Genomic DNA, 12,903 nt, shown 5'->3' on the forward strand with positions numbered 1-12,903 from the left:
AAAAATGATGAAGAATAGAGTATTTGTTTTATTAATGTTTTTAATCAGCAGTGTTTCGCTGTTAATTGCTAACCCTACTGCTAAAAGGGATATCACTATTTCAGGACAAGTTTTGCATAAAAGTACGGGATTGCCCTTAGAATATGCAACCGTAGCTTTCTTGTATAAAGATGGTCAAGTAGCAGGTGGAGGTATTACCAATGAAAAAGGGCGATTTTCTATAGATATTCCCAAAGGAACATATGACGTTTCTGTCGAGTTTATAGGTTTTAAACCACAATTGGTAGAAGATCAGAGGTTGAATAACTCAGTTGACTTGGGCGTGATGCGACTTGCAGAAGATGCAACAATGCTTGACGAAGTTGAGGTTATAGCTGAAAAAACTACAGTGGAGTTGAAGTTAGATAAAAAGATTTATAACGTAGGTAAAGACCTTACGGTAAGCGGGGGAAGCGTTAGCGATGTTTTAGATAACGTGCCATCAGTATCTGTTGATGTGGAAGGGAATGTAGCCCTGCGTGGTAACGATAATGTACGTATCCTCATTAATGGTAAACCTTCGGGCTTGGTTGGTTTAAATTCTACAGAAGCGTTGCGTCAGTTACCTGCAGAAGCTATCGAAAAGGTGGAGGTCATCACTTCACCATCAGCTCGTTATGATGCTGAGGGAACAGCAGGAATCCTAAATATCATCTTAAGAAGGAGTAAAATGCAAGGTTTTAATGGTGCTATTACAACAAGTATAGGCTATCCATTAAGCGGAGGAATATCAGCTAATCTTAACTACAGAGTTGGAGACTTTAACTTTTTTACGACTTCTGGATATCGATACAGAGAAAATGAGGGTTACTCAGACTCAAAATCTCAATACTATAATATAAAAGAGGATCCAATTACAGGAGAAACTGTTGATTTGCCTGATACTTACATGAATGAGCATAGCGATAATGAAAGAGAAAGAAGAAGCTACAATACCAATTTGGGTGTAGAATGGTATTTAAATAAATCTACTTCATTGACGGTGTCTGCATTATTAAGAGACTCAGACGGAGACAGTAAGAGAGAGAATCATATACAGCAGTTTGACACATCCAAGAATTTGATTGCTGAAAGTTTTCGTGTAGAGGATGAGGAAAGAGACGATAAAGTAGTAGAATATGCTTTGAATTTTACGAAGAATTTTAATGATGATGGTCATAAACTGACTATAGATGCTAGTTATGAAGATGATAAGGAGCTAGAAGATGGGGTTATAGTAATGGATGGTTTTAATGATGAAACCGTATTGACTGATGAAACTCAAGAACGCTTTTTAGTACAAGCCGATTATATATATCCATTTAGTGATACAGGAAATTTTGAGTTTGGTTATAGAGGAAACTTTAATGATCGAAATACTGATTATCAGGTTGCGCTTTGGGACGCTTCAGTAAACGATTTTGTATTAGATCAAAATGTTTCAAATATTTTAGGATACAAAGAGCAGGTAAATGCACTATATACTCAATATGGAAATATGATTGGAGAGAAGTTCTCGTATCTATTAGGTTTGCGTTTTGAGCATACCTCTGTGGATATTGAGCAAAAAACGAGTGCAGATTTTAGAGAGAAAGATTATAATGACCTCTTCCCTACTATGAATCTTAGCTACAAAATGTCAGATAAGCAGAGCGTTACATTAGGCTATGCTCGCAGAATTAGAAGACCACGCTCAAGAATGATTAATCCTTTCCCTTCACGAGCAAGTTTGACCAGTATATTCCAAGGAAATCCCGATATTGACCCTAGTTATTCTAATACGTTTGATGTGGGCTACCTAAATAGATTCGGAAAGTTGAATTTAAGCTCATCTTTATACTACACACATGCCACGGATGTTTTCAATATGGTAAGTTTTGATACCGGTAATACAGTTGTTGTAAATGGGAAAGAGGTTCCTGTAGTTCGCCGTAGCCCTATTAATTTAGCAACTCAAGACCGTCTAGGGTTTGAAGCAACATTGAGTTATAACCCTTCTAGAAAATGGAGGATGAATGGTAATATTAACCTTTTTCATTCTAAAATAGAAGGTAGTTATAATGGTACTTCCTATGATGCCGACAACTTCAGCTGGTTTGCCCGAATATCGAATAAGCTTACGCTCCCAGGGAAAATTGATTGGCAAACTCGTCTTACCTACATCGGTCCTAGAGAGAATTCACAGAACAAGTATGATGGTATGTTGTTTACAAATATGGCACTTAGCAAAGATTTCTTTGATGACAAAGCTTCTGTAACATTTAATGTAAGTGATATTTTTGGGACACACAACCACACTATGGAAACTACAACTCCTACCTATTTTAACGAGTCAGAATTTCAATGGAGAGGACGTACTTTTAATCTGTCTTTCACCTATAGATTTAATCAATCTAAGAGGCAGAGCATGAAAAATAGAAGAATGATGAATGATGAAGATGGTGGAGAAGAACAAGGATTTTTTTAGGTCGTGAATTCTTGATTAATTAGTGTGAGGCTGGCAAGTTTTTGTCAGCCTCTTTTATCTTAATCAAACACCAGCTTTGCTAGTTGTTGAATTTTCCCTACACCAATTATCTCTATTTTTGTAGAGGTTTTTATGTTTTTCTTGTTTCCTTGTGGTATAAAAATCTTTGTAAAGCCCAATTTCTCAGCTTCCTTTATCCGTTGTTCTATTTTACTAACCGGGCGTATTTCACCTGAAAGTCCCACCTCACCACAAAAACAATAGGATTTGGAGACCGGTATATCTACACTTGACGATAAGATAGAAATGATTACAGATAGGTCAATAGCTGGGTCATATACTTTAAGACCACCAGCAATATTTATAAATACATCCTTTGTAAGCGTTTTGAATTGCATGCGTTTTTCTAAAACAGCTAAGAGCATATTTAACCGGCGAGTGTCAAAGCCTGTAGAAGTACGTTGAGGCGTACCATAAGCGGCACTGCTTACCAAAGCTTGTATCTCAACTAAAAGAGCTCTGTCCCCTTCCATAGATGCTGTTACGCTACTGCCACTTAGTTCTTCTTGTGACTGTGAAAGCAGAATTTCTGAGGGATTGAGGATTTCTCGTAAGCCTTCTTGCCTCATTTCATAGATTCCCAATTCTGATGTAGAACCAAACCGGTTTTTTGTGGCACGAAGTATTCTAAACTCATTATGTCTGTCTCCTTCAAATTGCAGAACCGTATCTACCATATGTTCTAAGGTTTTTGGTCCAGCGATATAGCCATCTTTCGTAACATGACCAATAATTAAAATGGGAATATTTTTAGCTTTAGCCAATTGCATTAGCATAGAAGCACAGGTTCGTACCTGTGTTACACTTCCCTGTACCGCATCTATGGTCTCACTAAAGAGCGTTTGTATAGAGTCTATTACGACTAGTTCTGCATTGGTGTCAGAGACTTGGGGTATAATGTTTTCAATGCAAGTTTCAGCTAGAACCAAGCAATTATCATTTTTATGTTTCAGACGATTAGCTCTTAATGCTAATTGCTGTAAACTTTCCTCACCTGATACATATAAGATTTTTAACTCCTCCAACTGCAATGCTACTTGCAAGGCTAAAGTTGATTTTCCAATACCCGGCTCTCCTCCCAGTAAAACTAAGGAACCAATGACCAGTCCACCACCAAGGACTCTGTTGAGTTCTTGTGACTTCATGTCAATCCGTTCGGTGGTTTCACTTGGGGTTTGTGAAAGCGGTACGGCTTTATTTTGTATTTGGTTATTCTCTATTCTGCCTTTTGTTTTTGTAGGAGCTACTGTGTGTTCTTTGAAGCTGTTCCATTCGCCACAGGCAGGACATCTTCCCTCCCACTTTGGTGATTCGTTGCCACAATTCGTACAGAAAAATACGGTTTTCTTTTTAGCCATCTTTTAGAGCGTTTTACGAATTTTCTCAATAATATTTGTGGTTGAAAATCCTTCTTCTAATGCTATTGTTTCAACACTGCCCCCGTTCTCCATCACAATATCATACCCGACAATATTCTTCGGATTATAATCAGCACCTTTGGTTAAAATGTTTGGCTTTAATTCTTTTATTAGTTCATAGGGTGTATCATCTTCAAAAAATACGACTAAATCCACAAAACCGAGAGCTGCTAAGATAATAGCTCGTTCCCTTTCCCCGTTTAGAGGTCTATTCTCTCCTTTTAGTCGCTTCACAGAGGCATCGGTATTGAGGCCTACGATTAGTTTATCGCCTAGACTGGCGGCTTTTGCAAGATATACAACATGCCCTTGATGCAAGATATCAAAACATCCGTTAGTAAATACAATTTTTTTGTCATTAGATTTCCAGCCTTTTACAATTGATTTTGCTGATTCTGACGAGTCAAATATCTTAGCTTGAAGTTTAGTTAAAGGAGTTTTCATAAATTGGGACTTAATCGTTGTATAGCTACAAAAATACGAATATCTAAAGGATTTCTACCACTTTGTTAAAAAGTGTTGTTTTTCAATCATTTACGTTAGGTGGCATTACTTTTGTTTTTTTTAATTGAAAAAAGATAAAATGGAGAAAGAGAAAATACTCATAACTGGAGCATCAGGAACAGTTGGATCGCAGGTTTTGGATCAATTAGTTGCTAAAAATCAATATGCAATTACGGTGTTTGATGTAAACTCTGCCAAGGCTGAAAAACGTTTTGCACCTTACTCTGATAAGATTGAAATTATTTATGGTGATATCAGAAACAAAGCGGATGTTGCTAAAGCCACTAAGGGGAGAAAGAAGATTATTCACTTAGCGGCGATTATACCTCCATTGGCTGATGAAAAACCAGAATTGGCTCAGGCAGTCAATGTTCATGGAACAAAGAATATTTTAGAAACAATGGATAAAGATGCTTTCTTCCTCTATTCATCATCAATTTCAGTGTATGGCGATAGGATTGAAACTCCTTATATTACAATCGAAGATCCATTACTCCCCTCTCCACACGACGAGTATGCTGTCACTAAAATTGCTACAGAGAAATTGATAAGAGAGAGCAATTTAAATTGGACGATTTTCCGTTTAGCAGCAATTATGGGCTATGGTAATCATAAAATTTCTGCCTTAATGTTTCATATGCCACTAAATACTCCCATGGAGGTTTGCACTCCCGAAGATACAGCAAGAGCGTTTGTGAATGGAATAGAACATCAGGAGGAGTTGTTGCATAAAACGTTTAACTTAGGAGGCGGAAAGCAAAATAGAATACTTTATAAAGACTTTTTACAACGTTCTTTTGATGCATATGGCTTAGGAAGTGTTGATGTTTTTCCTGACCATTCCTTTGCTGAGAAAAATTTTCATTGCGGTTATTATGCCGACGGTGATAAATTAGAGAATATTGTACACTTTAGAAAAGAAACACTCGACACTTATTTTGCAAAAGTTAGGGCTGGAATTTCTCCGATAAAGCGTTTTTTTGCCAGTTTATTTAAAGGAATAGTAAAAAGAGTGCTTTTAAAGAAATCAGAGCCTTATGAGGCTTATAAGAAACAAGATGCAGCCTTAATGGTTCGCTTTTTTAAATAATTAATTAGGAAATAGATACAATGAAAATTAAATTAATAACATTTTTTATTTTTTGTGCACTGGGCTTTACTGTGCAAACACAAAATCATAAAATTACGCTAAAAATAACCAATATAGAGTCAACCGAGGGAAAAGTTTTTGTCTCTTTATTTAATAAAGAAAAAGGCTTTCTTGAAGATGGTGGTTCTATAAGTAAAGAACTCATCAATATTAATGGTAGCAAAGCATCACATGTTTTTGAAAATCTACCTGACGGTGATTATGCCATTGCTATATATCATGATGAAAACATGGATGGTAAATGTAACAAAAACTGGATGGGAATTCCTAAAGAGGGTTATGGTTTTTCAACGAATTTTAAGCCAAAGTTAGCCGCCCCTTCATTTGATCAGATAAAAGTAAAAGTTGTTGGTGACACTGTTGTTGAAATAAAAATGTTAAATTAACAGCTTAAAATCGAATCTATGAAGCCCATTATCTTATCATTTTTAGTGAGTTGCTTAGCCATGTGCAGTAACCCAAAATCAGAATTCATATCTGTTGAGGATAAAGAAGTCTATGAAACAAGTGTTGCTGAAGCTGATCAATCATATCCTGAAAGTAGTGTAGATGCTGAGGTGCAACCTAGCAACCAGAAGCTAATTAAGAACGGAGATCTTTATCTGGAAACAGATGCTCTTGATAATACAAAATCACATTTAGACAGTTTAGTCAAAAAGTTTGATGGTTATTCTTCTAATGAGGATTTTAAAGATACAGATTATCAATCTTCACTCAACTATACGGTGCGTATTCCTTCCGCAACTTTTGATAATTTTCTTCGTAGCCTTGATAAAATTGAAGCCACAGTAGTTCGTAAACAAATCAATACACAAGATGTAACCGCTAAGTTTGTTGATTTAGAGATGCGCCTGGCAAATAAGGAACGCTATCTTGAACGGTATAAAGAACTGCTGAATAGGGCAAATTCAATTAAAGATATTTTAGAGATTGAAAATCATATTAGAACCATTGAAGAGGAGCTTGAAAGCACAAAAGGACAGTTGAAGTATTTGTCAAGCCAAGTGAATTACAGTACTTTAAATATCCACATAACACAAGATAAAAATTATCAGTACACACCGAAAAGAGATAGCTTTGTAAAGCGTCTTTTTAACTCTATAAGTAAAGGGTGGTATGTTTTTGTTGAGTTCCTTTTAGCCATTATTGTATTATGGCCTTTTTGGATTGTTTTAATCGTGTTTCTTTATTTTCTTATTAGGCATAATAGACGTAGAAGACGTAAAAGAGTTCAAAATTATTAATCATTTAGCTTTTAGGAAGAATTTTCTTCCTAACTTAAATGCTTAAAGTCAGTGAAATGTTTTGTACTTTTGGATTTAGAAAGCAGATACTAATGGAATCAAATAGACAAGAAAAAATATCAAGATTATTGCAAAGAGAGCTTAGTGAATTATTTCGTAAGGATGGATATGTTTATGCCCCAGGACGAATGATTACGGTTTCTAAGGTGAATGTATCACCTGATTTAGGTTTAGCAAAAGCTTATTTGAGTATTTTCCCTTCACAGACTTCCGAAGAAGATTTGAAGAAAATTCAGGAAAATACGAAGACTATACGCTACAATTTAGGAAAAATAGTCGGTAAGCAGTTGCGTATTGTTCCTGATTTGGCTTTCTACTTAGATGATACCTTAGATTATTTAGAAAATATCGATTCGCTTTTAAAAGAATAATTAGACTCTTGAATTGAAACTTCCTTTACAAATCGCCAAGCGTTATTTGTTTTCCGAGAAGAAGACGAATGTTATCAATATTTTATCCTTATTATCGGTGATTGGAGTATTGCTGAGTACTGCGGCGCTCGTTATTGTCTTATCAGTTTTTAATGGCTTTGAAGAGCAGATTTTAGATGCTTACAATCCTGTAAGTCCAGACGTACGAATAACTCCGAAAGAGGGAAAAAGATTTATACCTTCGCAGGAATTACTCCAAAAAATTAAATATACCGAAGGGGTTGAATTGGTAGTCCCCATAATTACAGAACGGGGTGTTTTGCAATTAGAAGAGCGCACGGCTATTGCTACATTTATCGGTTTGCCTGATGAAGGTACTGCTATTTACAATTTTGATACACTGATGGTTGCAGGAAGTTTTTATACCCAACACGACGAACAAGAATTTATTGTTTTGGGTTATCCTATCGCAGCACAGTTACAAGCTAACTTATTTTCTTTAGAGCCTATTGGCATTTATGCAACGAAAAGGGGAAGACGTTCTACCACACAACTTTCTCAATCATTCAAAAAGGAGCTCATTCGCCCGGCGGGTATCTATGAGGGGATTGCAAAATTCAGTTCAGAGTACGTGATTGTAAGTTATGATTTTGCGAAGGAGCTGTTTTCCATGGGGGAAAGTGTTTCCATGTTAGAGATTAAAACCTCAGCCAATGAGTCCCACACAAAAGTACGTGATCGTTTACAACGTTTATTGGGAGATGCATTTGTCGTAAAAGGGCGCTATCAATTAGATGATACTTTATTCAAAATGCTAAAGATGGAGAAGTTTTTCGTCTTTGCGACTTTGGCTATTATCCTTTTAATCGCGGCATTTAATATTGTGGGGTCGCTTTCCATGATCATCATCGACAAAAAAGAGGATATCGCAGTTCTTAAGAGCATGGGAGCTACAAGAACACTCATAAAGCGAATATTTGTCTTAGAATCGCTGATGATTAGTCTATTTGGTGCATTCATTGGACTTTTGATAGGGCTAGGTGTCAGTTGGCTACAATGGCAATACGGTTTGGTGCGTATGCAAGGCAGTTATGGATCTATCCCATTCCCAATTTCGGTTCAATGGAAGGATATCGGATTGATTGCTCTCGTAGTGCTCGTTATCGGTTTTCTTATTGCAATGTTTACCGTACGCAGTATTCCCAAAGAGCTTAGGATTGAGAATATGCATTAAATTATTTTTCGAATAATACCGATGGAGGTTCCCAAGTAGTCGTTTCACCTAATAGTTTATGTGGATAACTTACGACTTCCATTTTCTTGGGAGTTACTTTTATCAATAAATAGTCCTCTTTTTGGTTTGGATAAAAGTCTGTCCATTCTTCTTTCCAATATTTCTGTTTCAAATCCTCGTCGTTAATAAGTTCTGCAACACCTTGTAGCGATACATATCCCTCATTATTCTTAGCCACATAATACAATGTTACATTAGCGTTATTCCTTATTTGGCTCACTTTTCTGCTGTTAGGATTTGTCCCAAACCATACCGTAAAATCTTTTTCAGGTTCAAAAGCATCCATTTCCCTTACTCTTGGTTGATTATATCCATCTACAGTTATCAATGCACAATTAGGTGCTTTACGCATGATGTCTCTAGCAACTTCATAGATAAGTGAATCATTTTCTGGAGACCTCTTGTCAATATTTTCATTTAGAGTATCCTTAGTTTGATTGGTACAAGCCATTAGAAAAACAATTGAGATTATACTGTATCGAAATAGTTTCTTTAGTTGCATTTTAATACTCATTTATAGTGTTGGTTGTAAGTACAAAAATCCCCTTACTCTGATAAGCAAGGGGAGCTATATTTAAAATTGAAATTTATTAGAAAGATTCAATATGGATTTGACCAGGAGTTTTCGGCTTATGTTTTACAAATCCTTCACCCTCTAAGATACCTTGCATGGTTTCTATCATTTTAGGATTACCGCAGATGAAAACGTGCGTATTTTCAGGCGTTGGCTTATATCCCATTTTCTTTTCAATAGTCCGATCTGTCCATAAGTCTTGAATGAATTTTGTTTCGCCTTTCCATTCGACAGGTTCCTTGTCTGGCTCCGTAATCGTTGGAATATAAGTAAGCTTTCCGGTAACACTTTCCAATAAACGCAACTCGGATGAGTAGCCCAAGTCCCAGGAGTTTGCCGCACCATGGATTACAGTGATTTTTCCTTTACGAGTAAGCGCATCAGTACGAAGCATACTCATATAAGGAGCTACACCTGTACCTGTCGCTATCAATATAATATTTTGGTCAGGAGAGATAGAATCTAAAGTAAACATACCTACAAAACGCTTTCCTACTTGGATAGAGTCTCCTACATTTAGATTAAACAAACGTGGTGTTAATGCACCAGAGTGTACTAAAGTGATATAAAACTCTAACTCATCAGCAGATGTAGCTGAAGCAATAGAATATGCTCTTTTTAACATTTTGTCTGGAGCAAATTCTTCATAGTCTTCAGTAGAATCTGCACATCGTGGACTAGATGCAGGTAAGCCTAATGCACAAAACTGACCTGGTTTAAATTCTGGAAGTTCCCAACCCACAGGCTTTATTTTAAAGATTTTCATAATAGGAGAAATCTGTTGTACCTGTGTTATTATTCCATTCATTTCATTCATGTTATAAAATTTTATATGTTTTTGTTGTCGCTAAAATATTTCAAGAACTGAAGACGCTCAAAAACCGTAGCGTCATATGATTTTGTGTAATGCAATTTGCCTCTAAACTGATCTACTGATTCAAAATTATGGCGTTTCATCCAATCTTTCAGACCATCTAAAACTTCTGTTAAGTAATCAGGACCTTTTTTATACAATGCTGAAACCATTTGGACAGCCTGTGCACCCACCCAGAGTTGTTTGATGACAGCAGCGCTATCATGTATTCCTGTAGAGGCAACAATTGGAACTTCAACTTGTGGAGCCATTATAGTCACCCATCGCAAAGATGTGCCAAACTCATCAGGTGTGCTTAAAACATTCGTAGATAGCGGTTTCCCGGTTTCAATATCAAAATCAGGACTATAAAATCGATTGAATAAAACAAGACCAGCCACCTTTTCTGTCCAAGCAATGCGCTGTATAAGATTTGCCAGTGAAGCTGAATATTGCCCTAATTTAATAATTAGTGGCAATTCAACAGTTTTGCTAACAGCATCAATGATTTTAAAATAATTCTGTTCAATCTCCTCGCTTGTGCGTTGCATATCTGAGGCGAGTAGCGCAATGTTCAACTCAAGAGCATCAGCACCAGCATCTTCAATTTGATTTGCAAAATTCGTCCACTCGTTAGCATCAATACAGTTAATACTTGCTATCACAGGAATATCTACCGCAGCTTTAGCATCTTTTATTAGCTTTAGATACTTAGCTATGGAGTTCTGTTTCGTATAGTTTCTCACATACTCATCCAGCTCGGGTGCATCCATAGAGTTCTGTGAATGAGTCTCACGAATATCCTCTAGGATCTGCTCTTCGAAGAGAGATTTTAATACTACGGCTCCCGCCCCATTGGCTGCAAGTTGCTTGATTTTGCTCACTGAGTCTGTAAGTCCGGAACTTCCAACAATTATTGGCGTTTTTAGCTGTAAACCTGCAAAGGTAGTTTCTAATCGTATCATACTCATAACGTTAAACTTAGCAGTATATTTTAGTAGATAGCAAATGTACTAATTATCACAATTATCATAAGAATTTTCGCAACTTCTAAAACTATTTGCTTGTTCCTAATGCTTTGATTAGTAGAATGTTTGCGTGTATTTTGAGAGTTGTATAAATTTGTAATTTAGAATGATTTTTAATAATTTATATAATGAACTACTTAGTCTTTTTTTATTGTACTCTAATTCTTTAGTATCTTTGTAGCCTATTTAGGCTATATCTGCCTAGGGATATATAAAAATAAAGAAGATGAATACAAAGACGAAGATATGGCTTCCTTTAATAATTGCCATAGCTATATTGGGAGGATATGCATTACATTATTTTACAGCATCTCCAAGAAAAAACTACATGGTTTTTCCTCAAAAAGATGAGGTCTCAGGTAAATTAAATGCAATTCTTCAGCGTTTAGATAATTCCTATTATAAGCCTTTAGCTATTGACTCTATCGAGGAGGCTGTAATCAATGATATGCTCAAAGGCTTGGATCCGCATACAGCCTATATTTCTGCAGAGTATATGCAACAGGTTCGTGAGGATATGCAAGGACATTTTAGTGGTATTGGAGTACAGTTTATTGAATATGAAGATACCGTGATGGTTGTACGACCTATCCCTGGAGGACCTTCTGAGCGAGTAGGGATTATGGCAGGTGACCGTATTGTCACTGTAGATGGTGATACTATTGCAGGCCGACAAGATGTGAGCACCGACAGTATTATGAAACTGCTCAAAGGAAAAGCAGGTACATTGGTAGATCTAGGAATCAAGAAACCCACTAGCGATGAATTAAAAGTAGTACAGGTTACCCGAGGCGATGTGAATGTTTCTACTATTGATGTTGCTTATATGCTCGATGAACAAACAGGATATATTAAAATTAATCAATTTGGAGGGCAAACTTATAATGAATTTTTAGCTGCTTTGTCTGAACTTAAAGACCAACATGCTGATCGGTTTATTATTGATTTAAGAGGCAATGCAGGCGGTTTACTAGATGTATGCGTAGGTATGGTGAATGAGTTTTTGGATAAAAATGATTTAATTGTTTATACGAAAGGATATAACACCTCCCGACTAGATCGAAGAGCCAATGGGAAAGGCAATTTTAAGGATGTTCCTTTAGTGATATTGATAGATTCTTATTCAGCCTCTGCAAGTGAGATTTTTGCAGGAGCTATTCAAGACCACGATAGAGGAATTGTGGTTGGGCGTCGTTCTTTTGGAAAAGGCTTAGTACAGGAACAAGTAGAGTATGGAGATGGTTCTGCACTTCGATTAACTGTGGCGGAATATTTCACACCCTCTGGTAGAAATATTCAAAAGCCTTTCAAAATGGGCGATAGAGATGCTTATGACCAAGATTTAAATGACCGCTGGGAGCATGGTGAATTTGCTATTGCTGACAGTATCCAATTTGTGGACTCGCTAAAATATGAGACAGACAACGGACGTACTGTTTACGGAGGTGGAGGAATTATGCCTGATGTTTTCGTTCCTTTAGACACTACGGCTTACAGTACTTATTTTGAAGAGTTGCAACGAAAAGCTGTTGTTCGTGATTTTGCTTACTATTTCACAGATCATCATCGGGCAGAATTAGCAGCCTTAGCAAACTACAAAGCGATGGCAGAATACATTGAAAACCAAAACTATATGGAACAATTTGTAGATTATGCTGTAAAAAAGGGAGTTGCAAAGGATGCTAAAGGTTACGAAGTGTCAAAGAAAATTTTAGCCAATTCTGTCAAAGCACTCATTGTACGAAACATGATAGATAACGAGGGATTTTACCCTATTTATCATCAAAATGATGAAATATTGAAGGCTGGTCTTAAGGCTTTTGATAAGGAATACAAAGAACTAACGACACAATTAAGATAGC

General features: G+C 36.5%; 12 protein-coding genes. 7 read left to right on the forward strand and 5 right to left on the reverse strand.

The window, feature by feature from the left end; all coding sequences use genetic code 11:
* Positions 1–4: 4 nt before the first annotated feature.
* Complete coding sequence (locus C7377_RS01865; protein ID WP_116495642.1) at positions 5–2,485, forward strand: outer membrane beta-barrel family protein; 2,481 nt, start codon at positions 5–7, stop codon at positions 2,483–2,485.
* A 59-nt stretch (positions 2,486–2,544) separates the two neighbouring features.
* Here C7377_RS01865 and radA read toward each other — a convergent pair whose 3' ends face one another.
* Entirely contained in the window at positions 2,545–3,903 is a 1,359-nt protein-coding gene (gene radA, locus C7377_RS01870; RefSeq protein ID WP_116495643.1) for a DNA repair protein RadA, read from the reverse strand.
* A 3-nt stretch (positions 3,904–3,906) separates the two neighbouring features.
* The gene (gene rfaE2, locus C7377_RS01875) at positions 3,907–4,407 is read right to left on the reverse strand and encodes a D-glycero-beta-D-manno-heptose 1-phosphate adenylyltransferase (protein WP_116495644.1); all 501 of its coding nucleotides are present in this window, start codon (positions 4,405–4,407) and stop codon (positions 3,907–3,909) included.
* 139 nt (positions 4,408–4,546) lie between these two features.
* On the opposite strand from rfaE2, the gene C7377_RS01880 reads away from it, so the two are divergent.
* The 5 genes from C7377_RS01880 (at position 4,547) to C7377_RS01900 (ending at position 8,526) form a co-directional block, all read left to right on the forward strand.
* Positions 4,547–5,557 carry an NAD-dependent epimerase/dehydratase family protein gene (locus C7377_RS01880; RefSeq protein WP_116495645.1) on the forward strand — a complete coding sequence of 337 codons (1,011 nt, stop codon included), beginning with the start codon at positions 4,547–4,549 and terminating at the stop codon, positions 5,555–5,557.
* A gap of 20 nt (positions 5,558–5,577) precedes the next feature.
* Entirely contained in the window at positions 5,578–6,003 is a 426-nt protein-coding gene (locus C7377_RS01885) for a DUF2141 domain-containing protein (protein WP_116495646.1), read from the forward strand.
* Between the two features lie 18 nt (positions 6,004–6,021).
* Positions 6,022–6,861 (forward strand): DUF4349 domain-containing protein, encoded by an 840-nt coding sequence (locus C7377_RS01890; protein WP_116495647.1) that lies wholly within the window; start codon positions 6,022–6,024, stop codon positions 6,859–6,861.
* 92 nt (positions 6,862–6,953) lie between these two features.
* Positions 6,954–7,292 (forward strand): 30S ribosome-binding factor RbfA, encoded by a 339-nt coding sequence (gene rbfA / locus C7377_RS01895; protein WP_116495648.1) that lies wholly within the window; start codon positions 6,954–6,956, stop codon positions 7,290–7,292.
* A gap of 13 nt (positions 7,293–7,305) precedes the next feature.
* The gene (locus tag C7377_RS01900) at positions 7,306–8,526 is read left to right on the forward strand and encodes an FtsX-like permease family protein (RefSeq protein WP_116495649.1); all 1,221 of its coding nucleotides are present in this window, start codon (positions 7,306–7,308) and stop codon (positions 8,524–8,526) included.
* A 1-nt stretch (position 8,527) separates the two neighbouring features.
* Here C7377_RS01900 and C7377_RS01905 read toward each other — a convergent pair whose 3' ends face one another.
* The 3 genes from C7377_RS01905 to C7377_RS01915 form a co-directional block, all read right to left on the reverse strand.
* The gene (locus tag C7377_RS01905) at positions 8,528–9,100 is read right to left on the reverse strand and encodes a pyridoxamine 5'-phosphate oxidase family protein (protein ID WP_207778383.1); all 573 of its coding nucleotides are present in this window, start codon (positions 9,098–9,100) and stop codon (positions 8,528–8,530) included.
* Positions 9,101–9,176: 76 nt separating this feature from the next.
* Positions 9,177–9,968: a ferredoxin--NADP reductase gene (locus C7377_RS01910; RefSeq protein WP_165806829.1), complete on the reverse strand. Its 792-nt coding sequence runs from the start codon at positions 9,966–9,968 to the stop codon at positions 9,177–9,179.
* A 20-nt stretch (positions 9,969–9,988) separates the two neighbouring features.
* Positions 9,989–10,984 carry a dihydroorotate dehydrogenase-like protein gene (locus C7377_RS01915; RefSeq protein WP_207778384.1) on the reverse strand — a complete coding sequence of 332 codons (996 nt, stop codon included), beginning with the start codon at positions 10,982–10,984 and terminating at the stop codon, positions 9,989–9,991.
* Positions 10,985–11,267: 283 nt separating this feature from the next.
* Between C7377_RS01915 and C7377_RS01920 the strand changes: the two genes are divergently transcribed.
* Positions 11,268–12,902: a S41 family peptidase gene (locus C7377_RS01920; protein ID WP_116495651.1), complete on the forward strand. Its 1,635-nt coding sequence runs from the start codon at positions 11,268–11,270 to the stop codon at positions 12,900–12,902.
* Position 12,903: the final 1 nt, after the last annotated feature.

Source organism: Balneicella halophila (genome assembly GCF_003096835.1).
GTDB lineage: Bacteria > Bacteroidota > Bacteroidia > Bacteroidales > Balneicellaceae > Balneicella > Balneicella halophila.

Excerpts from the sequence above, each read along its gene's own strand:
- C7377_RS01915 (WP_207778384.1), bottom strand. The coding sequence starts at position 10,984 with ATGAGTATGATACGATTAGAAACTACCTTTGCAGGTTTACAGCTAAAA.
- C7377_RS01865 (WP_116495642.1), top strand. The coding sequence starts at position 5 with ATGATGAAGAATAGAGTATTTGTTTTATTAATGTTTTTAATCAGCAGT.
- C7377_RS01880 (WP_116495645.1), top strand. The coding sequence starts at position 4,547 with ATGGAGAAAGAGAAAATACTCATAACTGGAGCATCAGGAACAGTTGGA.
- rbfA (WP_116495648.1), top strand. The coding sequence starts at position 6,954 with ATGGAATCAAATAGACAAGAAAAAATATCAAGATTATTGCAAAGAGAG.
- C7377_RS01905 (WP_207778383.1), bottom strand. The coding sequence starts at position 9,100 with ATGAGTATTAAAATGCAACTAAAGAAACTATTTCGATACAGTATAATC.
- C7377_RS01890 (WP_116495647.1), top strand. The coding sequence starts at position 6,022 with ATGAAGCCCATTATCTTATCATTTTTAGTGAGTTGCTTAGCCATGTGC.
- C7377_RS01920 (WP_116495651.1), top strand. The coding sequence starts at position 11,268 with ATGAATACAAAGACGAAGATATGGCTTCCTTTAATAATTGCCATAGCT.
- radA (WP_116495643.1), bottom strand. The coding sequence starts at position 3,903 with ATGGCTAAAAAGAAAACCGTATTTTTCTGTACGAATTGTGGCAACGAA.
- C7377_RS01910 (WP_165806829.1), bottom strand. The coding sequence starts at position 9,968 with ATGAATGGAATAATAACACAGGTACAACAGATTTCTCCTATTATGAAA.
- rfaE2 (WP_116495644.1), bottom strand. The coding sequence starts at position 4,407 with ATGAAAACTCCTTTAACTAAACTTCAAGCTAAGATATTTGACTCGTCA.
- C7377_RS01885 (WP_116495646.1), top strand. The coding sequence starts at position 5,578 with ATGAAAATTAAATTAATAACATTTTTTATTTTTTGTGCACTGGGCTTT.